Genomic DNA, 22121 nt, shown 5'->3' on the forward strand with positions numbered 1-22121 from the left:
GAATGTCACGTGTCAGACACAAGATTTAGGGGGTCACGTCACGGAGATAAGAAGGCCTACAAGGATCATCAGCCCGCCCGCGATCCGGTTGAGCTTTGCCAGCTTGCCGCGGCTTTGCACGAAGTTGCGGATGCGGTCGACGAAGGCGGCGAGGATCAGGTTGCCGGTCAGCGGCACGATGGCCGAAATCAGGCTGACCGTGGCGATGTCGACCCATGTCATCGTGGCGATCGGGAAGAAGCCCGGCAGGATGCCCATGTAGAACAAGATCGCCTTGGGATTGCCGATGATCACGATGAGCCCGGCGACGAAGCCTGCCCACATGCCGGGGCGCGTCAGGCGGCTGTCGGAGCTGATCTGATGGTCGGCATGGCGGATCAGGAGCGCGCCCATCCCGACGAACATTGCCACCGCGACCCAGCGCAGGGCATCCAGAAACCAGCTGAATTCGCCCACCAGCCAAGATACCCCGAGGATGGCGAGCGCGGGCCAGATCATGTCGCCCACGGTGACCCCGAAGGCGAGCGGCCAGGCGGCGGCAAACCCTCCCGACATGGCGCGGGCGAGAAGGGCGAGCCAGACCGGCCCGGGGGTGAGGAAGAGAACGAACAGCGCGCCGGAATAGAGCGCGATCTGCGAGAGCGTGAGGGTCATGGGAGGGTCAGGCTTCCGTCGTCGGCCAGCGGCCAGAAAGGATTATGGGCGAGTTCCCAGACATGGTGGTCGGGATCGGCGTAATAGCCCGCATAGCCGCCCCAGAAGGTCTTCTCGGGGGCTTTCAGTTCGGATGCGCCCGCTTCGAGCGCGGCGGCGAAGGCGGCATCCACCTCTTCAGGGCTGTCGAAGTTCTGCGCCAGCGTCATCGCTCCGGTGCCCAGCCGCGCGCGGGTGCGTCCCTGATCGGCGGCCAGCGCGGGCAGAGAGAACAGGCTCAGCGCCATCCCGTGGAGCTGGTAGAAGGCGACGTCGTTCTGCTCGGCTTGGGGTTGCCATCCGAGGGCTCCGTAGAAGGCCTTGGACTGGTCGAGATCGGCCACGCCCAGCGTGATCAGCGTCACCCGTTGCTGCGGATAGCTCATGGCGTTGCCTCCCTCACTTCAGAGCCCTGCGGCCCCTCGATCACTTCCAGATATTGACCGCGGGGGCCAAGCGCCTCGAACAGTTCCGCGCCGGTGCCCGTCATCATCACCTGTGCGCCCATTGCGCAGATTTCGTCATAAAGCGCCGCGCGCCGGCCGGAGTCCAGATGGGCCGCGACCTCGTCGAGCAAAAGCACCACATCCTCGCCCGCAAGCGCCCGCGCATTGGCGAGGATCAGCGAGATCAGCAGCGCTTTCTGCTCGCCGGTGGAGCATTGCGCGGCGGGGGCGTCCTTTTCGACGTAAGTGGCCAGCAGATCGGCCCGGTGCGGCCCCTCCAGCGTGCGCCCTGCCGCCATGTCGCGGGGGCGGTTGGCGTCGAGCGCTGCGGCCAAATTCTCGGGGCCTTCATTCTCGAGCACCAGATGCGCAGCGGGAAACGCGGTCGCCGCATCGGCCTGCGCCTGCATGATCCGCGTTAGGGCCTCGGCCCGGTTCGCCCGGATCGCAGCGCCAGCCTCGGCCATCTGCGCCTCCAGCGCGTGATACCAGTTCGGGTCGCGCACCATGTCTTTCAGCAAGCGGTTACGCTCGCGCATCGCCTTTTCATACGCCAGCGTCACCTCGGCATGGGCGGGGGTGAAGCTCATCACCATCCGGTCGAGAAACCGCCTGCGCCCTTCGGCGCCCTCGATCCAGAGCCGGTCCATCGAGGGCACCAGCCACAGCACCCGCAGGATCTGCGCGAGTGCCACCTGCGGTGCCGCCTTGCCGTCGATCTCGACGCGGCGGGATTCACCGGGCAGGGCGGAGGTTTCGATCTCATGCGTATCCGTGACGGCGCGCAGCTTCCAGCCCACGGCCTCGGCGCGGCGCATCAACTCGTCGGCCTGCGCCCGGCGCAGCCCGCGCCCGGGCGAGAGCAGCGAGACCGCCTCGAGGATATTCGTCTTGCCCGCGCCGTTCGGCCCATAGATCGCCACGGGCCGTCCATCGAGCGAAATCTCGGCACGGCGATGCGAGCGGAACTGCAATATCTTCAGCTCACGCAGCATCGCGCCTCTTCATCTGGCCAAAAATACTCCCGCCGGAGGCGTCCTGCAGGCGTCACACGCGCATCGGCATGACCACATAGACCGCCGAGGTGTCGCCACCTTCGCGCATCAAGGTCGGATCGCCCGAGGAGTTGAACAGGAAGACGGCATTCTCGCGATCGACCTGGCTCGCGATTTCGAGCAGGTATTTCGCGTTGAAACCGATCTCCAGCGGCTCGTCGGCATAGGCCACGACCAGCTCTTCTTCCGCGGCACCTGCATCGGGCGCGTTGACCGACAGCACCAGCTTGTCGGCTTCCAGTGCCAGTTTTACCGCGCGCGAACGCTCGGATGAGACGGTCGCCACACGGTCCACGGCTTTCGCGAATTCCGAGGCGTCGACTTCCAGCTGGCGGGTGTTCCCGGTCGGGATGACGCGGGTGTAATCGGGGAAGGTGCCGTCGATGACCTTAGAGGTCAGCGTGATCACCGGGGTCGCGAAACGGACCTTGGTTTCCGAGACGGAGACCGCGATTTCCTGATCGTCATCTTCCAGCAGCTTGCGCAGCTCGTTCACCGTTTTGCGCGGCACGATCACGCCGGGCATGCCCGAGGCGCCTTCCGGCAGGCCGGAATCGATACGCGCCAGACGGTGACCGTCGGTCGCGACGCAGCGCAGAACCTGACCGTCTTCGCCGGTCGCGATATGCATATAGACGCCGTTGAGATAATAGCGGGTCTCTTCGGTCGAGATCGCAAATTTCGACTTGTCGAACAGGCGCTTGAGCACCCCGGCCTTGGCCGTGAAATTCGCGGTGTATTCCGAGGAGGCCATCACCGGGAAGTCTTCCTTCGGCAGCGTGGCGAGGTTGAAGCTCGACCGGCCGGCCTGCACGTTCAGACGCCCGGCGGCCGGATCATCCGAGATCGAGACCAGCGCGCCATCGGGCAGTTTGCGCACGATTTCATGCAGCATAACCGCCGAGACGGTCGTGGCCCCGGCCTGTTCGACCTGTGCGGGCGCCTTGTCGACCACCTCGATATCAAGGTCGGTCGCGCGGAACTGGACGGTGTCGCCTTCGGCTTCGATCAGGACGTTTGCAAGGATCGGGATCGTGTTGCGGCGTTCCACAACGGATTGCGCTTGCGAGACGGCCTTGAGCAGAGCGGCGCGTTCGATGCTGAATTTCATGTCGATCCCTCACGACTTTCCGGGGCTGGCAAGGTAGCACCTCGCGCCGCCGGCACAACGGTTTTCGCAGACCTTCGGCCGCTTTGCCCGGAGCGTCAAGCCCGGCGGGCCAGATCAGCTTTCAAGGAGGCGGCGGAGCAACTCGATATCCTCGGCGAGCTGCGAATCCGTGCCGCGCAGCTCTTCGATCTTGCGGATGCCATGCATGATCGTGGTGTGATCGCGGCCCCCGAAGCGGCGCCCGATATCGGGCAGCGAACGGGTGGTCAGCGATTTCGCGAGGAACATCGCCACCTGACGCGGCCGTGCGATGGCACGCAGGCGTTTGGGGCCCACGAGATCCGAGAGGCGGACGTTGTAATGTTCCGCGACCTTGCGCTGGATTTCCTCGACGGTGACCTTGCGCTCGGATTGGCGGAGCTGGTCCTTGAGGCATTCCTGCGCCAGATCCATCGTGATTTCGCGCCCGATCAGCGAGCCATAGGCAAACAGACGGGTCAGCGCGCCTTCGAGGATACGCACGTTCGACGTGATCCGGTGCGCCACGAACTCCAGAACGCCGGGGGCGATCTTCAGATCGGGATACTCGCTCTTATAGGCTTCGGTCTTGGTCTGCAGAATGCCAAGGCGCAGTTCGTAATCGGTCGGGTGCAGGTCGACGACGAGGCCGCAGGACAGGCGCGACTTGATGCGCTCTTCGAGGTCCTTGATCTCACCGGGCGCACGATCCGCCGAAATGACGATCTGTTTGCCCTGATCGACCAGCGCGTTGAACGTGTGGAAGAACTCTTCCTGCGTGGAATCCTTGCCGGCGATGAACTGCACGTCATCGACCATGAGAACGTCGATCGAGCGGAACATCTCTTTGAAGTCCATGATCTGCTTTTCGCGTAGCGCCTGCACGAAGCGATACATGAACTGCTCGGCCGAGAGGTAGAGCACGCGCAGATCGGGGCGCTGATGCTGCAGGTCATGCGCGATGGCGTGCATGAGGTGCGTCTTACCAAGGCCGACGCCACCATAGAGGAACAGCGGGTTGAAGGTGACGGGGCCGCCTTCGGCGACGCGCTTGGCGGCGGCATGGGCCAGCTCGTTCGGTTTGCCGACGACGAAGCTGTCGAAGGTGAAACGCGAATCCAGCGGCGCGCCGGGAAGCGGCTCGTCGGGGCGCGGGGTCTTGCGCGGCTTGACGGCAGGAGCGGCCGGGGCAGGGGCCGGAACCGTCGGGCGCGTGGCGCCATTCGCAGAGCCGTTCATGGGGCGGCGCGACGGGACCGAGATATTGACGCGCTCGGCGGAGACGCCCGCCCGGCGCAATTCGCTCAGGATCGGTTCCGCGAAGTTGCGCGAGACCCAGTCGCACATGAATTTCGTCGGTGCTTGGAACGAGGCGATGCCGTCCTCGAGGTCGATCAGCTCAAGCGGAGCGATCCAGGTCGTGTAGTTGTTTTGCCCAACAGCTTTTTGAAGCTCATTGCAGACCTGCCCCCAAGTGTCGTCCGTCATTTTTCCGCCCATCGCCAAACACAAATCAGGTGCGTCTTCGTCCCTTGGCTTTGCGGTGAGTCCGGCTGGCAGGCCAAACTCGAATACAAACAGACACGACCTACCTGCCGGGGCTAAAACCCGGTGTCAGGCAGAGTTGCCGAAAGTGAGGGGTTATACCCCCTCGAGAATCGGAATCGCATTTCGCTGGTCGCCGCCAGGCTTTTTCATTTGTCGTGGCAGACTTATTTGCCCTCGACGGCCAGATAAATGCGTCATGTCCCCCAAGGCGACGTGAATCGCAGGTAGAAGCTAGCAAGCTGGTGAGCCCGCAGGCAACCGACCTTTGCGCTTGACGTGAGATTCCCCGAAACGAATCTGAGGGGGCTGCGCAAAACTGCAACAGTTTTGTGTCAAGGCGTTGATTGTCCAAGAAAAAACGCGCCTGCCAGATAGGCAGACGCGTTTTTCTTAAAGAATCCAGCGTATTCCCGAGCCAGTTCGCTCCGGGACGCAGATTAGGCCTTGAGGGCCTTCACGCGCGAAGCGAGGCGCGAGACTTTGCGCGATGCGGTGTTCTTGTGCAGAACGCCTTTGGTGACGCCGCGAGCCAGTTCAGGCTGAGCCGCGCGCAGGGCGTTGGTTGCCGCTTCGTAGTCGCCCGAAGTGATGGCTTCTTCGACTTTGCGGATGAAGGTACGGATGCGCGAACGACGTGCTTTGTTGACGTCTTGGCGGCGCTCGTTCTGACGGGCGCGTTTCTTGGACTGGGGCGTGTTAGCCATGTGTATCTTCCCACTTTCCGGGTCTGTTCAAATCTTTCAATCGCACGACAGACCCCGGGCTCCAGCGAACCTAGATGATTCTAGCCTAAGCGGGCTCCACGCGCATGTGAGGCGGCCTCATAAGCCAAAATGCGTGAAAGGGAAAGGGAATAATGAAAAGCGGGGCCGAAGCCCCGCCATCTGCTCTCGCGTTGGTGGCCCGAAAGGGCTCACTTGTCGCGGAACTGAGGCTCGCGCTTTTCGAGGAAGGCGGCCATGCCCTCCTTCTGGTCGTCGGTCGCAAACAGCCCGTGGAACAGACGACGCTCGAACAGGATGCCCTCGTTCATCGTCGTCTCGTAGGAGCGGTTGACCGCTTCTTTCGCCGCTCGGGTCGCGAGCATCGACTTCTCGGCGATCTTCTGCGCCGCGGCCATCGTCTCCGGGATCAGCTTGGCGTTCGGCACGACCCGGCTGACAAGCCCCGACCGTTCAGCCTCGCCCGCATCCATGAAGCGGCCCGTGAGGTGCATGTCCATCGCTTTGGACTTGCCCACGAAGCGCGTCAGGCGCTGGGTGCCGCCGATCCCGGCGATCACGCCGAGATTGATCTCGGGCTGGCCGAACTTGGCGTTCTCCGCACAGATGATGAAATCGCACATCATCGCCAGTTCACAGCCGCCGCCGAGCGCGTAGCCCGCCACTGCAGCGATGATCGGTTTGCGGATGCGATTGATGGCATCCGCTTCTTTGCCGAAGAAGTCGCTCGTGAACATGTCCACGAAGCTCTTTTCCGACATTTCCTTGATGTCTGCGCCAGCCGCGAAGGCCTTTTCCGAACCGGTGATGACGATGCAACGCACCTTGTCATTCTCTTCCGCCGATTTCAGCGCCTCGGCCAGTTCTCCCAGCAATTGGGAGTTCAGGGCGTTCAGTGCGTCGGGGCGGTTGAGCCGGATCAGGGCAACGTAATCCTCGATCTCGACGATCAGGGTCTGGTAGGCCATTCGGTCTTGCCTTTCCTTGTCTCTGAACGGGACTCCTAGCAGAGCATCAAATCAGATCAAGCGTCTTATGACGCGAGGGCGCTGCGTCATTTCTGGCAGGACGGGCAGAAAAAGGTCGAGCGTCCCGACTGAACGATGCGCCGGATTGGGGTGCCGCAGGTGGTGCAGGGCGTGTCCTCGCGGTCGTAGACATGGAAGCTGTGCTGGAAATACCCCAGCTCCCCATCCGCCTGACGATGGTCGCGCAGGGACGAGCCGCCGGCCGAGATCGCCTCGGTCAGCACTTCGCGGATGATCGGCACGAGCGAGGCGAGCCGCAGGTTCGAAATCCGCTTCGCCTGACGGCGCGGATCGATACCTGCCCGATGCAGCACTTCGCAGACATAGATGTTGCCCAGCCCCGCCACGACATGCTGATCGAGCAGCGCCAATTTGATCGGGGTCGCGCGCCGTTTGAGCGCCTCGACCAGATAGTCTTCGTGGAAATCGTTGCCGAAAGGCTCGGGGCCCAGCCCCGCCAGTAGCCAATGGGCCTGCTCGCGTTCGGTCAGCACCAGATCCATCGCCCCGAAACGGCGCGCGTCGTTGAAGGTCACGCGCCCGCCGCCGGACATGTGCAAAACAACGTGATCGTGCTTGGCGGGCGCCGGATGATCGAGGTGAAATTCGCCGAGCGTCACGCCCGACACCAGCATCCGCCCGGACATCCCCAGATGGATCAGCAGGCTCTCCCCGCTGTCGAGATCGGCGAGGATGTATTTCGACCGTCGCCGCAGACGGTCGATGCGGGCACCTTGCAGCCGCTCCGCCATCCGCTCGGGCAGGGGCCAGCGCAGGTCGGGCCGATTGACTTCGGCGCGCTCGATCCGATGGCCTTCCATGGCCGGGACCAACCCGCGACGAACCGTCTCGACCTCGGGCAATTCGGGCATTGTTCCTCCTCATCGCATTGTCTTGGGGAAAAGGGCCCCTATAAGAAGGGGGTGAAATGAGGAACGGCAAGGGCCCATGAGCGCAGAGCAATCAAAGACCACGCATTTCGGTTTTCAGACCGTGGACGAAGATGCCAAGGCAGGCATGGTTCACGGCGTGTTTTCGCGAGTGGCATCGAAATACGACATCATGAACGACCTGATGAGCATGGGCATCCACCGCGTCTGGAAAGATGCGATGATGGATTGGCTCGCGCCGCGACCGGGTCAGAAGCTGCTCGACGTGGCGGGCGGCACGGGCGACGTGTCCTTCCGTTTCCTCAAGCGCGCAGGCTCGGGCCACGCGACGGTCTGCGACATGACCGAATCGATGCTGGTCGAAGGCCGCAAGCGCGCCGAGGCCGAAAGCATGGCCGACAGTCTCGACTGGGTGGTGGGTGATGCGATGGCGCTGCCCTTCGCGGATAACTCCTTCGACGTCTACACGATCTCTTTCGGAATCCGGAACGTGACGCGCATTCCTGATGCGCTCAAGGAAGCCTACCGGGTGCTCAAGCCCGGCGGGCGGATCATGGTGCTCGAATTCAGCCAGATCCCGAACGAGATGATGCAGAAGGCCTATGATCTCTATTCCTTCAACGTGATTCCGAAGATGGGCGAGATCGTCGCGAATGACCGCGACAGCTATCAGTATCTGGTGGAATCGATCCGCAAATTCCCGACGCAGGAGACATTCGCGCAGATGATCCGCGAGGCCGGGTTCGAGAATGTCTCCTATCGGAACCTCTCGATGGGGATCGCGGCGCTGCATTCGGGCTGGAAACTTTAACCGATGCGCGGACCCCATAATATCTGGCGCCTGATCCGGACGGGCGCGACCTTCATCCGCACGGGTGCGATGCATCAGGCGCTCGAAGCGATGGACGCGCCGCCGCGGCTGCGCGCCGTGGCCTATGCGATCAGCGCGCCGTTTGCGTGGCTCGGCTACAAGGGCGATCCGGAACTGCCGCCGGTAACGCGCGCGATCACCGCGCTGGGCCCGGCCTATATCAAGTTCGGTCAGGTCCTCTCGACACGGCCCGATGTGGTCGGCTCGGAGCTGGCCGATCAGCTGCGTGTGCTGCAGGACAAACTGCCACCCTTTGAGACTTCCGTGGCCAAACGCATGGTCGAGGAAGAACTGGGCGCGCCTGCCGATCAGCTTTTCATGGAGTTTTCCGAGCCCGTCGCCGCCGCCTCGATCGCGCAGGTCCATTCCGCGCGCCGCGCCGATACGGGCGAGCGCGTCGCGGTGAAGGTGCTGCGTCCGGGGATCGAGCGCGCTTTCCGCCGGGACCTCGACGCCTTCCATTTCGCCGCCGCGATGATCGAACGGATTTCGCCCGCCTCGCGCCGCTTGCGCCCGAGCGAGGTGATCAAGCATTTCGAATCCGTCGTGATGGGCGAGCTGGACTTGCGTCTGGAAGCGGCCTCGGCCTCGCAATTCGGCGCGAATACCGAAGGCGATGCTGGCTTCCTCGTGCCGCAGCCGGTCTGGAACCTTTCGGCCAAGCGGGTGATGGTGCTCGACTGGGCCGAGGGTCTGCCGATGGGCGACCCTGACGGGCTGCGCGCGGCGGGCCATGACCTCAAGGCCACCGGCGAGCGCGTCTTGCAGCTGTTCCTCAGCCATGCGCTGCGCGACGGTTTTTTCCATGCCGACATGCATCACGGCAATCTCAAAGTGGCCGCGAACGGCGATATTCTCGCCTATGATTTCGGGATCATGGGGCAGATCGACGAATATACCCGCCGGGTCTATGCCGAGATTCTCATGGGCTTCATCCAGCGCGACTATAAGCGCGTGGCGGAGGTGCATTTCGAGGCCGGTTACGTCCCCGCCGATCGCGATGTCGACGAGTTCGCTCTGGCGCTGCGCGCTGTCGGCGAGCCGATCTTCGGGATGGATGCGGCGCATATCTCGATGGCGCGGCTTCTGGCCTATCTCTTCGAGGTGACCGAGCGGTTCGGGATGCAGACCCAGACGCAGCTGATTCTGCTGCAGCGCACGATGGTGGTCGTCGAGGGCGTCGCGCGCTCTCTGCATCCGTCTCTGAACATGTGGGAAGTCGCGAAGCCGGTCGTGGAGAAATATATCCGCGAAAGCCTCGGTCCGCGCGCCATTGCGAATGACCTGCGCAAGACCGTGCAGGTGCTGGGCCGCTTCGGGCCGGAACTCCCCGATCTGGTGAAGGCGGCGATCCGCAAACAGACCGAACCGACGCCGCCCCCCGTGACGGTAACCCGCTGGCGCTACGCGGCGCTGATCTCTGCGGGGACGGCCCTGCTTTTGCTCGGCGTCGTGCTGGGTGAGTTGCTTTAACCCTCTCGCAACGCACTGACCGTCTCCGCGGCGATCGTGGCGCCGCCTTCAAGCGTCAGCAGCGCGCCGTCCGCGCCTGATTGCACCTCGGTCACGCGTGTGTAGGCCGCGACCGGGTCGGTGCCGATCAAGCTTCCTGAGGCGTAGCTTTGCAGTGCGAAACTGTATTGCCCTGCGCCCAGTAGCTGACCTGCGTCGTTTGTGCCGTCCCAGGCATAGCTGTCGAGTGCGGGCGAGATCGGTTTCTGCGCGACCTGACGCCCGGTGGAATCCGTGACCACGAGAGCCGCGGCATCGGCACCCGATCGCGCGGCTGGCGCGAGATCCACGGGCGTCGCGCCGTCGAAGTAGCTCGGCGCCTCGGCACGCGCCTGCATCCCGACCCAACCCGCCAGTTCGCTCAACCCTCCGAGCCCGATCTGACCAGACAGAGCCGTCAAAAGGTCATTGGTCTTCACCTGCTGCTCGACGCCCGAAAAAGTCGCGAGCTGAACTGCGAAGTCGGCGCTTTCGATCGGGTTGAGCGGATCCTGGTTCTTCATTTGAACGGTCAGCATCGTCAGAAAAGTCTCGAAATCCGAACTCAGCGCCGAGGGGGCTTTGGTGCCGGTGCCATTCTCCGCGGCGGTAACGGCCGACGTGGCGGTGGCAGGCGAGGTGATGGGGGAAGTGGTGGTCATGGTCGTCTCCTACATCCGCAGATCGAGCCCGCTTTGCGAGGGGGCGAGGCGCGCGGTCGCGCGTGGGGCCGGGGCAATCGGCGTCTCAATTGGGGCTAGGACCGGGCCAGCGCCCAAGCCGTCGAGCATGTCGGGCCGTTGCTGCGGGCGTTCGTCGCGCTGGCTGAACTGAAAATCGAGCGCGCCATAGCCCATGTCGTGCATCTCGCGCGCGAGTGTGTCGATATGGCGGCGCATGAGGTCGAGCGTCTCGGCACGGTCAGCCTGTATCGCCACCGTCATGCCATGCTGGCTCGCATGGAGGGTCATGCGCACATGGCCCAGTTCCTCCGGTGAAAGCGCAATCTCCACCGGTCGATCGGGCATCCGTGGCAGTGAGATCCCGATCTGATGGGCAATCGACTGCGCGATAGAAGCGGGTGCGGGGGGCACCGCCGCGCTTGTCTGCCCGGACCCACCCGACGTGGTGATCAGAGGGGCGGAGCTCGCGGCCCATGTCTCTGCTGTCTCACCGACATGGGCCCGCGTGGCGGTCAGCTCGGGGGCGTCCATATTGCTCGTGGTCGCGCCCAACTCTGCCGTCGTGAGATAGGTTGCCCGTGCGTGATCCATGCGTTTGAGGGCGGGCGCGGGTGAGGCATAGGGTATGGCACCCGAAGGGAGGGGTGCGGCCTCCAGCCGGGTCGACCTCTCGGGCGCCCCGGCCTTTTCATGCTGCGGCGCATCGCTTTGCGCGACGCTCAGTATCGGTGACATGTTCTGCTGAGGCTGAGGGCGCGCAACCGCTCCAGAGGCGCCGACATTTGACGGGGGGGCGGAGGCCTCGGTCGCAAACTCGTGCTGTGGGGCATTTGGGTTCGCGACCTGCTGTAGTCTCGAAGAGACAACGCTTGCCTCGACGGGCTGCGGTGCTTCCTTAGCGCTCAATTTGACGTCTGAAGCCCTTGATCCTCGCGTTTTCGCACCGGGCGGCTCGGCGAGCGTGGAAGGCAGTGGAGAGAAGGCCGGCGCTGCCTGGTGTCCTGCGCGTCTCTTCACCCCGGTCAGCGTCGGATCAGTTTCTGGAGCATCAGTGCGCGCAGCCCCAGTTGACGCTTCTGTCGGTTGGGTTTGGGCACTATTTTGCCCCGAGACGAGCGCAGTTTCAGGTTGTTTGGCTGCCAGAGGGTTATGTGTTGCAGCAGGTGAATGGAAAGAAGGCGCGGCATTCGGGCCCCGTATAAGCGCCATTTCTGAACGATCGTCGGGACGAAGAGGGCCCGAGCTAGTTGGGTTCTTCTGCGGTGTGCTTTTGGTTTCAACGTTCCCTGCCTTTGTCCCCTCTGCATCGGATGCTGTGAGCGTCGGAACTTTCGATGCGGGCTCGGCACTTTGAGCACCATCAACCCCGGGGACAAACATCTCGGGTTTTGACGACACAACTATCGCCGAATTTCCGCCAGTTTCAGCAGGCCTTTGCACCCGACCGCTCGCGTCGTGAGGCGCAACGGTCGCCGCAACATTTCTAACGAGTATTGAGAGCGTTCCATCGTTCACGAAGCCAGCGTTTTGTGCGCTGATCTGCGGCTGGACGGTCATCACGTTCGAGAGTTGCACAGAACGCATTGAGCTTTCCGAAGCCGTGTCAGGGATATTCGCTTCGATTTTGTCCGTCTCCGTGTGAGCACGCGAATCCCTCTCCCCATATCCTTTTCCGTTCAATCGAGACGTCGCGCCGACTACATGCGAGACGACGCTCTCCTCGGGCTTCTTTGAACCATTGAACTTTGTGGGATGGTCCGGGTCGACTGTGAGCGCCGACCGCGTCGGGCCGAACGGGCCCTGCGGACCGGGCAGCGCAATCCCAGAATCGCTGCCAGCCAATTCTCGAGCGCCGGATCCGCTCGTCGGCGCTACTTGAGCATCTTCAGCCTCACACTGCGGGTCCTTGTCGGCGCCTCCCTCCGGCTCCTCAACCAAGTTAACGCCAAGAGGGATTGCGACGGTTTTTGGTGCGGCCTCTTCTTCAAGCGTGAAGGTTCCGCCCGGCGACTCCGCCGTATCGGTAGGTCTCGCTGCTGCCTTGAGATGGCCGCTCGGGCCTTTCGGCGTTTCTGGAATCGGAAAGGGAATCATGGTCCTCACGACTTCTGTCTGTGTCGAGGCCACTATCGCCGCAGGAACTTACCGATTCTTTACGCCCGACTGGCAGAGTGCAGAAAATTATCTGCAACTGGAGAGTTCGATGCACAGTCCGACCGTATCACCGCTGCCGCACGCGGCTGGTCTCTCTTCGCATGATGCCAAGCTGCTTGCGCAAGCGAAGGCGCTAGAGGCCGGGTTCCTTTCGGAAATGCTCAAAGAGGTGGGCATGACAGCCGCAAGCGGCGCTTTCAGCGGCGGAATTGGCGAAGAGCAATTCGCGTCCTTCCTGAGAGCCGAGCAGTCCAAGGCCATGGTTGAGGCCGGGGGAATTGGCCTCGCGGAAACCATTTTCGAATCGCTCAAGAACGGAGGACAGGATGCCTGATACGAATACTGCGGAAGAGCTGGTCTCTTTGCTACGGCTCGAACGGGAAGCGATCCGTTCGGCGGATTTTTCGGATCTTGTTGGGCTTAGGGAGCGAAAGGAGCGCGCGATGGCCGCGCTAACGAAACTTGATCGCGACACGGTCGAAAAAATCCGTGCGCTTGCGCGCGAAAATCAGACGCTATTGGCCTCAGCGCTTGCCGGGGTTCGTGCGGCGCAGGCTCGTTTGAAAACGATCGTGACGGCGGCGAAAGGCTTCGAATCTTATGACGAGCAAGGGCGAGCGCAGCCCATCCGTCGCGGCAGCGGAGATTTCGAGCGTCGTGCATAAGCTGTTAATCATGAAAGGAATTTGTGGAGAGATCGGGGGAGGGACTTAGCAGATTGTTAGCCTTTGGAGGGCCATGGTGGCGACGCATCCAAGCGATGGCGCGCTTCACAGCTCAGGAGGCGCATTGGTCAGAAAGCCTTGAGTGCCGCGCCGAACACGCGGCTTTTCAATCGAGTGACGCAAAGCGTCGACACTAAAGGGATAAATCATGTCCAGCATTCTGACGAATACCGGCGCGATGGTCGCGCTGCAGACCCTCAAAGGGATCAATTCCGGCCTCGCCACCACTCAATCCGAAATCTCGACCGGCAAATCCGTCGGCTCAGCGAAAGACAACGCGGCTGTCTGGGCGATTTCGAAGGTCATGGAATCCGACGTTAAGAGCTTCTCTGGCATTTCGGACAGCCTCGCACTGGGCGAATCGACCGTTGCCGTCGCTCGTAAGGCGGCCGAAACCGTCACCGACCTGCTGACGGATATGAAAACCAAAATCGTCGCCGCGCAGGAATCGAACGTAGATCGCGACAAGATCCAGACCGATATCGACGCCTTGCAGGAACAATTGACCTCGGTGGTTGGGGCGGCGCAGTTTAACGGGCTGAACTTGGTCGATGGCTCTTCGGCCGCGACGGTCAAGGTTCTGTCTTCGCTCGATCGCGCGTCGGACGGCACCGTCTCTGCAAGTCATATCGACGTCGCCGCGCAGAACCTGTCGGTCGGTGGGTATTCCGCCAAAGCTGCCTTCACAGCGTCCGACGGGGTGTCCACCGACAAGGACGTTGCCGCAACGACCCTCGCCAAAGCGGATGGAACCGGTAAAGATCTCCTACTTGATGATACGGTGAGCTGGGCTGCGGGTGATAGCGTCAGGGTTACCCTGGGTGACCAAACCGTCAGCTACACGCTCTCGGCGGCAGACGCGGCGCAGACTGGAACTGCGCGCACCGACCTGATCGCAGCAGGCCTCAAATCGGCAATCGACGCGCTGGGTATCGCCAACCTTCAAGTCGACTTCACGGCCGGTGTCAGCACCACCAGCGATTCGACTCTCACCTTCAAAAATGACGGTATCGCCGATCTGGCGGGAGACCTTACGATCGTGTCTCAATTCGTCAATGCGGGGGCAGGCGGCCTCGGCGCGGTCGCATCGATCGACGTGACCAGTGATGCGGGGGCGACCGCGGCGCTCTCCAATATCGAAACGCTGATCCAGACCGCAACCGACGCGGCATCGTCCTTCGGTTCCGTGGAGGGACGGATCGGCACGCAAGCCGATTTCATCTCCAGCCTCAGCGACTCGCTCAAAGCGGGTATCGGTTCGATGATTGACGCTGACATGGAAGAGGCTTCGGCCCGTCTTCAGGCGCTGCAGACGCAGCAGCAGCTGGGCATTCAGGCGCTCTCGATCGCCAACCAGCAGCCGCAGAACATCCTCTCGCTGTTCCGCTAAGGCTCGGGTAGGGGCGCCTGACTTGGCGCCCCCGCTTCCCTCATGTGCCGCGCGCATGATCAGTTTCAGTCACCGGAAGGATTTCCCGTGTACGCGACGACTTTGGCCAAAACGGCCTATTCCAATCCCAGCCAGCCGATGCGCACGCCGCGAGGGCTCGAATTCGAACTCTTCGCCCGCATCACGCGCCGCCTCAAACAGGTCTCTTCGCAAGATGCCTCTTTTGCCGCGCTGGCAGAAGCGATCTTCGAAAACCGCCGCCTCTGGACCGCGCTTGCGGCGGATGTTGCCGATCCAGAGAATGGCTTGCCGCAAGATCTTCGCGCCCGCATCTTTTTCCTGCACGAGTTCACGCAGGCGCATAGCCGCCTCGTGCTTTCGCAAGACCGGTCGGTCGATGCGCTGATCGACGTGAACACCGCCATCATGCGCGGGTTGCGCCAAGACGGGGCAAAGCAATGAGCGGTCTCGTTCTGAAACTCGCCCCGAAAGAGAGAGTGCTGATCAACGGTGCCGTCATCGAAAATGGGGATCGCCGATCGCGACTCGCGATCATGACGCCGAACGCAAACATTCTTCGGCTGCGCGACGCGATCCATCCCGGAGAGGTCAACACCCCGGTCCGTCGGGTTTGCTATATCGCGCAGCTCGTGCTCTCCGGTGACACCGATCCGCAAGAGGCGAAGATGCAGCTGCTTCGGGGGATCGAACAGCTCAGTCAAGTTCTCAAGGATCAAGATAGCCGTGCGCAGCTCAATGCAGCCACGCTCGCCGTGATCGAGAACCAGCATTACCAAGCACTGAAAGCGCTGCGGACGCTGCTTCCACGGGAGGAACGTCTCCTCGCCGCAGGCGCGTCATGACGTATCAGCCGGTCGTGCCTTTTTCCGGGTTCGCGGGGTGGCGATTTCTCTCGCGCACGATGGAGACGCAGCAGGCCGCTTTTGCGGCGTCGACGAAAAACCAACGCCTCGATAGCTATTTCCGGGAGACGATCGGACAGATCGATACGGCGAAGGCTTTGGTAGATGATCGGCGTCTGCTCGGTGTGGCGCTCGGCGCATTCGGTCTCGATGCGGATATCGACAATAAATACTTCATCCGAAAAGTGCTCGAAGAAGGCTCTTTGGACAGAACGGCGCTGGCCAACAAGCTTTCGGACAAAAGCTATCTCGCGCTGACCACGGCCTTCGGCTTCGGGGATTACTCCGTTCCACGAACGAAGCTTTCGACTTTCGCGGATGAGATTTTGACGAAATTTCAAACCCGAGATTTTGAGGTCGCGGTTGGCGAAGTCGATAATGACCTGCGCATGGCTATGTCGTTGCAACGCGATCTACCTGAGCTCGCGGCGAAGGATATGTCCGAGGCTGCGAAGTGGTACACGATTATCGGATCGCCATCCCTGAGCCGGGTGTTCCAGACTGCGCTCAACCTGCCACCCAGCGTCGGCGCGCTTGATGTCGATCAGCAACGCGAAATCTATATGTCGAAGGCGCAACGCGTCTATGGCACCTCCGACCCCGCGGAGCTTTCCAGACCCGACAAGCTGGAGGTCCTGACGCGGGATTATTTGCTTCGTACGCAGCTCTCGAGCATGACCAGCGTCTCGTCGCAGAATGTCGCGCTCAGCCTGTTGCGGAACGTGGGGGCGCAGGGCCTGTCCCTTCGACTCTAGGCTTTAGGGAAACTGCACAGCACGGCGCAGCTCGCCCGTTTTCAGACCGCGCCAATTGGTGATCGGGCCGGTCAATCTGCGGTGCACCACGGGCGCGTTGGCATCCAGCGCACCGAGGCGGATCAGCAGCGCGATCATCGCCGCTTCCGAGGCCCGGGTCGCGCCATCAGTGATCTTCAGGGCGACGCCGCGTTTCTGATCCGGAAGCATGGCGACATAGACGCCTTCCGCACCGGTTTTGACGGCGACGCGCCCGTTCGCCTCTCGCATGATCTCGGTGCAGGCGCGGCCTTCGCCTGCGACGAGCTCTGGATGCTCCATCATCGCATCGACCAGACGGGTCGCAGCGCGCGCCCGCAGATCGCCGTCCGAGGTCGCCGCCGCGAAAAATTGCATGGCGCGGCCGAGACCGGCGAGGCTCGTCGCGAAATTCGGGGCCGAGCATCCGTCGATCCCGTAGCGCGGCGAGGTCTCTTCGGTCACCTCTTCGAAGGCGGTTTTCACGGCCCGCTGCACGGGGTGATCGATCTCCACATAGTCAGGACCGCCGCCCAGATGCCGGTTCAGCGTCAGGAACCCGGCATGTTTGCCCGAGCAATTGTTATGCGCTTGGCAAGGCGCTTGATCCGAGCAGATCAGCTGCTTCTTCTCGGCCTTGTCGCGCGGCAGATGCGCCCCACAGCGCAGGTCGTCATCGTCCAGCCCAAGTGTCGCGAGCCAGTCTTCGACCGCCGCGCGGTGCATCTGCGCGCCCGAATGGCTCGCGCAGGAAAGGGCGAGCTGGCGCGTCGTCAGCCCGGCGGCCTCCGCCGCGCCGCTTTCCAGCAGCGGCAAGGCCTGGATCATCTTCACGGAGGAGCGCGGAAAAATAACGGCTTCGGGATCGCCCCACGAGGCTTCGATCCCCTCCGGGCCGAAGATCACCGCATGGCCATGATGGACGGATTCACACATCCCCCCGCGCCATAGCTCGATCATTGCCTCCGGTGCCGTCATCGCCTGTCTCCTATGCGCGAAATCTCGCCATCGCGGGGTTTTACCCCTAGGCTTTTTTAGGTTAAATGAGTGTTATCGAGAGGAAAACGCATTCGCCACCGAAAACAGGGTGACCGGCCCGGGCGATGCAGAGGCAACGTGACAGCTGGAGGCTGTAAGCATGATGATGAAGGGTCTGCGGATCGCGGCGGTTGCCGCGCTCATGATCGGGGCGGGGCATGGCGCAATGGCGCAGGAAAGCACCAACCGCGTCGCGGCGAATACCGATTGGAGCGTCTTTGTAGATAACGACCCGAAAGAGTGCTGGGGCGTGTCGAAACCGAAGAAGACGGTCAACACCAAAGACGGCAAGGTCGTGCAGGTGAGCCGCGGAGATATCCTGCTGTTCGTGACCTACCGTCCGGGCAAGAAGCCCGAGATTTCGTTCATGGGCGGCTATCCTTTCGCGGATGGCTCGACGGTCGATCTCGAAGTCGGCGGTCAGAAATACACGCTCTTCACCGATGGCGGCGGCGCTTGGGCCGGATCGCCGGAAGAGGACGCGAAGATCATCGGCGCGCTCAAGGCCGGGTCCGACGTGAAACTGACCGGTCGTTCGAGCCGTGGTACCCAGACCGAGGACACGTTCTCGCTGATGGGCTTCACCGCCGCGACCACCGAAGCCGAGCAGCGCTGCCAGTAAGCCGCCCTCGCGCCTGACATTGGAGCCCCGGCTATGCGCCGGGGTTTTCGCGTTCGAGCCAAAAGCGCGACGCCCCCTGTTAATGCAGGGGCGAATCCCCTATATGAGGCGCCTCATTTCAAGGAAACATGCGATGACCCAGTCTCAGGCTCCGATCACGCAAGACGTGCACACGATCCCGCGCAAGCTGCCCGAAGGCGGCAAGGTGAACCTCATCGGCCTCACCCGTGACCAGCTGCGCGCGGCGCTGATCGAGGCGGGCACGCCCGAGAAGCAGGCGAAGATGCGCGTCGGCCAGATCTGGCAGTGGCTCTATTACTGGGGCGTGCGCGATTTCGCGGCGATGACCAACCTCGCCAAGGATTACCGGGCGATGCTGGACGAGAAATTTGAGATTTCCCTGCCCGAGATCGTGTCGAAGCAGGTCTCCGAGGACGGCACGCGGAAATACCTCCTGAAGATCGCGGGCGGGCACGAGGTCGAGGCGGTCTATATCCCTGAGGAAAGCCGCGGCACGCTGTGCATCTCGAGCCAGGTGGGCTGCACGCTGACCTGTTCGTTCTGCCACACCGGCACGCAGAAACTCGTGCGCAACCTGACGCCCGGCGAGATCGTCGGGCAGGTGATGCTCGCACGCGACGATCTTGGCGAATGGCCCGAGAAGAACAGCCCGAAGAACGAGACCCGTCTGGTGTCGAACGTCGTTCTGATGGGCATGGGTGAGCCGCTTTATAACTTCGAGAACGTGCGCGACGCGATGCAGGTCGTGATGGATGGTGAAGGCATCAGCCTCAGCCGCCGCCGGATTACGCTGTCGACCTCGGGCGTCGTGCCGGAGATCGCGAAGACCGCCGAAGAGATCGGCTGTCTGCTGGCGGTGTCCTTCCACGCCACGACCGACGAGGTGCGCGACAAGCTGGTGCCGATCAACAAGCGCTGGAATATCGAGGCGCTGCTGAACGCGCTGCGGGAATATCCGCGCCTGTCGAACTCCGAGCGGATCACGTTCGAATACGTCATGCTCAAGGGTGTGAACGACAGCGACGAGGACGCGCGCCGTCTGGTGAAGCTGATCCGTGGCATTCCCGCGAAGATCAACCTGATCCCGTTCAACGAATGGCCGGGCGCGCCCTATGAGCGCAGCGATTGGGAGCGGATCGAGAGCTTCGCCGACATCATCTACAAGGCGGGCTATGCCTCGCCGATCCGCACGCCGCGCGGCGAGGACATCATGGCCGCCTGCGGTCAGCTGAAATCGGCGACCGAGCGGGCGCGCAAATCGCGGGCGCAGATTCAGGCTGAGGCAGGGCTTTAAGGGAACCCGCTTCGCCGCTTCTGCATTGACGCTGCGTGTGGGAAGTAACCGGAGACGTCATGACGCGAGAGGCCATCGCCCCGCTGCCAAAGCCCTGTAATGCCGAGGGAAAGCCGCGCCGCACTGGCGTGGAGATCGAGTTTGCCGGGCTGACCGAGGCGCGCATCGCGCAAATCGCCGCGCAGGCTCTGGGGGGCGAGGCGCGGCGTAGCGACGGTCAGGACTGGGAGGTCACCGGTACGAAGCTCGGCGATTTGCAGGTTTATCTCGACATCTCGGTGCGCAAGCAAGCCGACGGTGCGCTCAAGGAGCTTGGTCTGCGCATCGGCCGCGAGGTCATTCCGGTCGAGATCGTGACCGAGCCGCTGGACCGCGAAGGCCTTCTGCAACTCTCAGATTTCATTGAATTGCTGCGCAGCGAAGGCGCGCAAGGCACGGGGCGATCTCTGCTCTATGGGTTCGGCCTTCATCTCAACCCCGAGATTGCGTCGCGCAAGGCCGAGGATATCGTTCGTCCGCTTCTGGCCTTCGCGCTGATCGAGGAGTGGATGCGCGAGACATGGCCGATCGAGAGAACGCGCGAAGTGCTGCCTTTCACTGCGCCTTATCCGAAGAAGCTGATCGAGGATCTGGCGCGGCTTGGCCCCGATGCCGCGCTCGACGAGGTGATCGTCACCTATCGCAGGCACACGCTGTCGCGGAACCACGGGCTCGATATGCTGCCGATCTTCTGCGAGCTACGGCCCGATCTGATTGCACCGGAGGAAGGGAAGGGGGGCACCGTTTCACCGCGTCCCGCCTTCCATTTCCGTCTGCCCGATTGCCGCATCGACGATGAGACCTGGTCGCTCGACAGCGAGTGGCGGCGCTGGTGGTTCGTGGAGACGCTCGCGGCGGAGCCCGAGCTGTTGGGCCTGATGTGCCGCGAATGGTTGACGGCGAAGACCGAATTCCATCTGCTGGGTGGGAAATGGGTCGAGACCTGCGAGAAAATTCTGAGGCTTGCCGGGCATAGATGAAGCCCCTGATCGGCATATCGACATCGCGTCGCACCGGGTGGCGGGTCTACCCGTTCATCGCCTTCGGCGTCTGGCTGGCGGGCGGGCGCTCGGTCCGCTGGGTCGCGGGCAAACGCGCCGAGGTGCAGCATGTCGACGGTGTGATCGTGGGCGGCGGCGATGACATTTCACCCGAACTCTATGGTGGCGATCTTATCGCGAGCGCGGTGCTCGACCCGGCGCGGGACGAGCTGGAGAAATGCCTCGTCGAGGAAGCGATGGCGCAGGGCAAGCCGGTGCTGGGGATTTGCCGCGGCGCGCAGATGATCAATGTCGCGCTGGGCGGCGATCTGCATCAGGACGCTTACGATCATTACAACGCGCATAAACATACGACGCTTCTGCCGAAGAAGGATGTGCGCGTCGAACCCGGCTCGCGGCTCGGTGCGCTGGCGGGGCTCGCGCCGATGCGGGTCAACGCGCTGCACAGTCAGGCCGTGGATCGCTTGGGCGACGGGCTACGGGTCGCGGCGCGCGATGGGTCGGGAATGGTACAGGCAGTCGAGCGCGTCGAGGAGCCTTTTGCGCTGGGCGTTCAGTGGCACCCGGAATACCTCACCTATGCCCACCGGCAGCGCGCGCTATTCCGGGCGCTGGTGGCGGCAGCGCGCGCAAGCCATGAGCACCGCGCGCAGCTGCCCGAGGTCAGCGCCGAGGCGAAGGCCTGAGCGCCGCGCCTCAGCAGTTCTCGTATTTCCAATTGTCGATGATCGCGACCGCATCCTTGGCGCTCTCGACGAAGCTGACCAGATCGAGATCCTCGGGCGAGATCGTCCCGGCCTCGGCCAGCCGATCCCAGTTGATGATCTCTTCCCAGAACTGCCGCCCGAACAGGATGAAGGGAATTCTCGACATCCGGCCCGTCTGGATCAGGGTCAGCGCCTCGAACATCTCGTCGAGCGTGCCGAAGCCGCCGGGGAAGACGCACACGGCACGGGCGCGCATCAGGAAATGCATCTTCCGGATCGCGAAATAGTGGAAGTTGAAGGTCAGATCGGGCGTGACGTATTCGTTCGGCGCCTGCTCATGCGGCAGCACGATATTGAGGCCGATCGACTGCCCGCCCGCCTCATGCGCGCCGCGATTGCCTGCCTCCATCACGCCGGGGCCGCCGCCGGTGCAGATCACGTTCTCCCGGCCGTATTCCTGCATCGAGCGTTCGGTCATTTCGCGCGCGAAGATGCGGGCCTCTTCGTAGTAACCCGACAGTTCCGCGAGGTATTCGGTCTTCGCGTTGGCCTTGTTCTCGGGCGCGGGGATGCGCGCGCCGCCGAACATGACGATGGTCGACTCGATGCCGCGCTCGTCCATGATCAGCTGCGGCTTGAGCAATTCGAGCTGCAGCCGTACCGGGCGCAGCTCGTCGCGCAGCATGAAATCCACATCCGTATAGGCCAGCCGATAGGCGGGCGCGCGGGTCTGTGGCGTGTCGGGAATGTTCTTTGCGGTCTGCGCGTCGTCCCGCGAGTGGCGGAACGAATGCGTCGTGTCGTCCTTCATGGGGCACCTGCTCATTGCGCGTTTCGCTTTGACCAACTATAGCGTGAACGCTGTAAAGGCCACCTGA

Annotated in this window: 24 protein-coding genes; 12 read left to right on the forward strand and 12 right to left on the reverse strand. The window is 62.7% G+C overall.

Annotation, left to right across the window (positions count from 1 at the left end):
* Nucleotides 1-33: 33 nt before the first annotated feature.
* The 8 genes from BMI89_RS12195 to mutM all read right to left on the reverse strand — a co-directional run bounded on the left by BMI89_RS12195 (nt 34) and on the right by mutM (nt 7493).
* Nucleotides 34-654 carry a LysE family translocator gene (locus BMI89_RS12195; protein WP_078571134.1) on the reverse strand — a complete coding sequence of 207 codons (621 nt, stop codon included), beginning with the start codon at nt 652-654 and terminating at the stop codon, nt 34-36.
* On the reverse strand, nt 651-1079 hold the full coding sequence (locus BMI89_RS12200) for a VOC family protein (RefSeq protein WP_078571135.1): 429 nt from the start codon (nt 1077-1079) through the stop codon (nt 651-653). Before BMI89_RS12200 ends, BMI89_RS12195 begins: the two co-directional genes overlap by 4 nt.
* Nucleotides 1076-2134 (reverse strand): DNA replication/repair protein RecF, encoded by a 1059-nt coding sequence (recF, locus tag BMI89_RS12205; RefSeq protein WP_078571136.1) that lies wholly within the window; start codon nt 2132-2134, stop codon nt 1076-1078. Before recF ends, BMI89_RS12200 begins: the two co-directional genes overlap by 4 nt.
* 52 nt (nt 2135-2186) lie before the next feature.
* On the reverse strand, nt 2187-3305 hold the full coding sequence (gene dnaN / locus BMI89_RS12210; protein ID WP_078521612.1) for a DNA polymerase III subunit beta: 1119 nt from the start codon (nt 3303-3305) through the stop codon (nt 2187-2189).
* A gap of 114 nt (nt 3306-3419) precedes the next feature.
* On the reverse strand, nt 3420-4811 hold the full coding sequence (gene dnaA, locus BMI89_RS12215) for a chromosomal replication initiator protein DnaA (protein ID WP_078571315.1): 1392 nt from the start codon (nt 4809-4811) through the stop codon (nt 3420-3422).
* A gap of 497 nt (nt 4812-5308) precedes the next feature.
* Entirely contained in the window at nt 5309-5575 is a 267-nt protein-coding gene (gene rpsT / locus BMI89_RS12220; RefSeq protein ID WP_078521610.1) for a 30S ribosomal protein S20, read from the reverse strand.
* A gap of 209 nt (nt 5576-5784) precedes the next feature.
* The gene (locus tag BMI89_RS12225; RefSeq protein ID WP_075776776.1) at nt 5785-6561 is read right to left on the reverse strand and encodes an enoyl-CoA hydratase; all 777 of its coding nucleotides are present in this window, start codon (nt 6559-6561) and stop codon (nt 5785-5787) included.
* 86 nt (nt 6562-6647) lie between these two features.
* Nucleotides 6648-7493: a bifunctional DNA-formamidopyrimidine glycosylase/DNA-(apurinic or apyrimidinic site) lyase gene (gene mutM, locus BMI89_RS12230; RefSeq protein WP_078571137.1), complete on the reverse strand. Its 846-nt coding sequence runs from the start codon at nt 7491-7493 to the stop codon at nt 6648-6650.
* A 76-nt stretch (nt 7494-7569) separates the two neighbouring features.
* Between mutM and ubiE the strand changes: the two genes are divergently transcribed.
* Together ubiE and ubiB are read left to right on the forward strand one after the other, a co-directional pair.
* On the forward strand, nt 7570-8322 hold the full coding sequence (gene ubiE / locus BMI89_RS12235) for a bifunctional demethylmenaquinone methyltransferase/2-methoxy-6-polyprenyl-1,4-benzoquinol methylase UbiE (protein WP_078571138.1): 753 nt from the start codon (nt 7570-7572) through the stop codon (nt 8320-8322).
* 3 nt (nt 8323-8325) lie between these two features.
* Nucleotides 8326-9855, forward strand: a complete 1530-nt coding sequence (ubiB, locus tag BMI89_RS12240; RefSeq protein ID WP_078549552.1) for a 2-polyprenylphenol 6-hydroxylase — start codon at nt 8326-8328, stop codon at nt 9853-9855.
* On the opposite strand, the gene BMI89_RS12245 is transcribed toward ubiB, so the two are convergent.
* Nucleotides 9852-10535, reverse strand: coding sequence for a flagellar hook capping FlgD N-terminal domain-containing protein (locus BMI89_RS12245; RefSeq protein ID WP_078571139.1), 684 nt, complete (start codon nt 10533-10535; stop codon nt 9852-9854). The two genes, ubiB and BMI89_RS12245, sit on opposite strands and share 4 nt — an antisense overlap.
* A gap of 9 nt (nt 10536-10544) precedes the next feature.
* Nucleotides 10545-11291, reverse strand: coding sequence for a flagellar hook-length control protein FliK (locus BMI89_RS20865; protein ID WP_168176806.1), 747 nt, complete (start codon nt 11289-11291; stop codon nt 10545-10547).
* A gap of 1468 nt (nt 11292-12759) precedes the next feature.
* Here BMI89_RS20865 and BMI89_RS12255 point away from each other — a divergent pair.
* From BMI89_RS12255 to BMI89_RS12280, 6 genes are all read left to right on the forward strand, one after another.
* A complete protein-coding gene (locus BMI89_RS12255; protein WP_078571317.1) occupies nt 12760-13044 on the forward strand; it encodes a rod-binding protein in 285 nt (94 codons plus the stop codon).
* A complete protein-coding gene (gene flgN, locus BMI89_RS12260) occupies nt 13037-13375 on the forward strand; it encodes a flagellar export chaperone FlgN (RefSeq protein ID WP_143593905.1) in 339 nt (112 codons plus the stop codon). Before BMI89_RS12255 ends, flgN begins: the two co-directional genes overlap by 8 nt.
* 208 nt (nt 13376-13583) lie before the next feature.
* The gene (locus tag BMI89_RS12265) at nt 13584-14825 is read left to right on the forward strand and encodes a flagellin (protein ID WP_078571142.1); all 1242 of its coding nucleotides are present in this window, start codon (nt 13584-13586) and stop codon (nt 14823-14825) included.
* 87 nt (nt 14826-14912) lie between these two features.
* Nucleotides 14913-15287, forward strand: a complete 375-nt coding sequence (gene flaF, locus BMI89_RS12270) for a flagellar biosynthesis regulator FlaF (RefSeq protein ID WP_078571143.1) — start codon at nt 14913-14915, stop codon at nt 15285-15287.
* A complete protein-coding gene (gene flbT, locus BMI89_RS12275) occupies nt 15284-15688 on the forward strand; it encodes a flagellar biosynthesis repressor FlbT (protein WP_078571144.1) in 405 nt (134 codons plus the stop codon). The genes flaF and flbT overlap by 4 nt, the downstream gene beginning before the upstream one ends.
* Nucleotides 15685-16503 (forward strand): DUF1217 domain-containing protein, encoded by an 819-nt coding sequence (locus BMI89_RS12280; RefSeq protein WP_078571145.1) that lies wholly within the window; start codon nt 15685-15687, stop codon nt 16501-16503. The genes flbT and BMI89_RS12280 overlap by 4 nt, the downstream gene beginning before the upstream one ends.
* A gap of 3 nt (nt 16504-16506) precedes the next feature.
* Here the strand turns inward: BMI89_RS12280 and BMI89_RS12285 are convergent, their stop codons facing one another.
* On the reverse strand, nt 16507-17499 hold the full coding sequence (locus BMI89_RS12285) for an asparaginase (protein ID WP_078571146.1): 993 nt from the start codon (nt 17497-17499) through the stop codon (nt 16507-16509).
* A 166-nt stretch (nt 17500-17665) separates the two neighbouring features.
* On the opposite strand from BMI89_RS12285, the gene BMI89_RS12290 reads away from it, so the two are divergent.
* The 4 genes from BMI89_RS12290 to BMI89_RS12305 all read left to right on the forward strand — a co-directional run bounded on the left by BMI89_RS12290 (nt 17666) and on the right by BMI89_RS12305 (nt 21222).
* Nucleotides 17666-18181, forward strand: a complete 516-nt coding sequence (locus tag BMI89_RS12290; RefSeq protein ID WP_078571318.1) for an invasion associated locus B family protein — start codon at nt 17666-17668, stop codon at nt 18179-18181.
* Between the two features lie 133 nt (nt 18182-18314).
* Nucleotides 18315-19496 carry a 23S rRNA (adenine(2503)-C(2))-methyltransferase RlmN gene (rlmN, locus tag BMI89_RS12295; protein ID WP_078571147.1) on the forward strand — a complete coding sequence of 394 codons (1182 nt, stop codon included), beginning with the start codon at nt 18315-18317 and terminating at the stop codon, nt 19494-19496.
* A 59-nt stretch (nt 19497-19555) separates the two neighbouring features.
* Nucleotides 19556-20515, forward strand: a complete 960-nt coding sequence (locus tag BMI89_RS12300) for an amidoligase family protein (protein WP_078571148.1) — start codon at nt 19556-19558, stop codon at nt 20513-20515.
* Nucleotides 20512-21222, forward strand: a complete 711-nt coding sequence (locus BMI89_RS12305; RefSeq protein ID WP_078521588.1) for a gamma-glutamyl-gamma-aminobutyrate hydrolase family protein — start codon at nt 20512-20514, stop codon at nt 21220-21222. Before BMI89_RS12300 ends, BMI89_RS12305 begins: the two co-directional genes overlap by 4 nt.
* A gap of 10 nt (nt 21223-21232) precedes the next feature.
* Here the strand turns inward: BMI89_RS12305 and BMI89_RS12310 are convergent, their stop codons facing one another.
* Nucleotides 21233-22054, reverse strand: a complete 822-nt coding sequence (locus BMI89_RS12310; RefSeq protein WP_078571149.1) for an LOG family protein — start codon at nt 22052-22054, stop codon at nt 21233-21235.
* Nucleotides 22055-22121 lie beyond the last annotated feature (67 nt).

This window comes from Thioclava sp. F36-7 (genome assembly GCF_002020075.1).
In the GTDB taxonomy this organism is placed as follows: domain Bacteria; phylum Pseudomonadota; class Alphaproteobacteria; order Rhodobacterales; family Rhodobacteraceae; genus Thioclava; species Thioclava sediminum.

Bases quoted from the DNA above. Each gene is read 5' to 3' on its own strand.
- BMI89_RS12195 (WP_078571134.1), bottom strand. From the start codon at position 654: ATGACCCTCACGCTCTCGCAGATCGCGCTCTATTCCGGCGCGCTGTTC.
- BMI89_RS12200 (WP_078571135.1), bottom strand. From the start codon at position 1,079: ATGAGCTATCCGCAGCAACGGGTGACGCTGATCACGCTGGGCGTGGCC.
- recF (WP_078571136.1), bottom strand. From the start codon at position 2,134: ATGCTGCGTGAGCTGAAGATATTGCAGTTCCGCTCGCATCGCCGTGCC.
- dnaN (WP_078521612.1), bottom strand. From the start codon at position 3,305: ATGAAATTCAGCATCGAACGCGCCGCTCTGCTCAAGGCCGTCTCGCAA.
- dnaA (WP_078571315.1), bottom strand. From the start codon at position 4,811: ATGACGGACGACACTTGGGGGCAGGTCTGCAATGAGCTTCAAAAAGCT.
- rpsT (WP_078521610.1), bottom strand. From the start codon at position 5,575: ATGGCTAACACGCCCCAGTCCAAGAAACGCGCCCGTCAGAACGAGCGC.
- BMI89_RS12225 (WP_075776776.1), bottom strand. From the start codon at position 6,561: ATGGCCTACCAGACCCTGATCGTCGAGATCGAGGATTACGTTGCCCTG.
- mutM (WP_078571137.1), bottom strand. From the start codon at position 7,493: ATGCCCGAATTGCCCGAGGTCGAGACGGTTCGTCGCGGGTTGGTCCCG.
- ubiE (WP_078571138.1), top strand. From the start codon at position 7,570: ATGAGCGCAGAGCAATCAAAGACCACGCATTTCGGTTTTCAGACCGTG.
- ubiB (WP_078549552.1), top strand. From the start codon at position 8,326: ATGCGCGGACCCCATAATATCTGGCGCCTGATCCGGACGGGCGCGACC.
- BMI89_RS12245 (WP_078571139.1), bottom strand. From the start codon at position 10,535: ATGACCACCACTTCCCCCATCACCTCGCCTGCCACCGCCACGTCGGCC.
- BMI89_RS20865 (WP_168176806.1), bottom strand. From the start codon at position 11,291: ATGTCACCGATACTGAGCGTCGCGCAAAGCGATGCGCCGCAGCATGAA.
- BMI89_RS12255 (WP_078571317.1), top strand. From the start codon at position 12,760: ATGCACAGTCCGACCGTATCACCGCTGCCGCACGCGGCTGGTCTCTCT.
- flgN (WP_143593905.1), top strand. From the start codon at position 13,037: ATGCCTGATACGAATACTGCGGAAGAGCTGGTCTCTTTGCTACGGCTC.
- BMI89_RS12265 (WP_078571142.1), top strand. From the start codon at position 13,584: ATGTCCAGCATTCTGACGAATACCGGCGCGATGGTCGCGCTGCAGACC.
- flbT (WP_078571144.1), top strand. From the start codon at position 15,284: ATGAGCGGTCTCGTTCTGAAACTCGCCCCGAAAGAGAGAGTGCTGATC.
- BMI89_RS12280 (WP_078571145.1), top strand. From the start codon at position 15,685: ATGACGTATCAGCCGGTCGTGCCTTTTTCCGGGTTCGCGGGGTGGCGA.
- BMI89_RS12285 (WP_078571146.1), bottom strand. From the start codon at position 17,499: ATGACGGCACCGGAGGCAATGATCGAGCTATGGCGCGGGGGGATGTGT.
- BMI89_RS12290 (WP_078571318.1), top strand. From the start codon at position 17,666: ATGAAGGGTCTGCGGATCGCGGCGGTTGCCGCGCTCATGATCGGGGCG.
- rlmN (WP_078571147.1), top strand. From the start codon at position 18,315: ATGACCCAGTCTCAGGCTCCGATCACGCAAGACGTGCACACGATCCCG.
- BMI89_RS12300 (WP_078571148.1), top strand. From the start codon at position 19,556: ATGACGCGAGAGGCCATCGCCCCGCTGCCAAAGCCCTGTAATGCCGAG.
- BMI89_RS12305 (WP_078521588.1), top strand. From the start codon at position 20,512: ATGAAGCCCCTGATCGGCATATCGACATCGCGTCGCACCGGGTGGCGG.
- BMI89_RS12310 (WP_078571149.1), bottom strand. From the start codon at position 22,054: ATGAAGGACGACACGACGCATTCGTTCCGCCACTCGCGGGACGACGCG.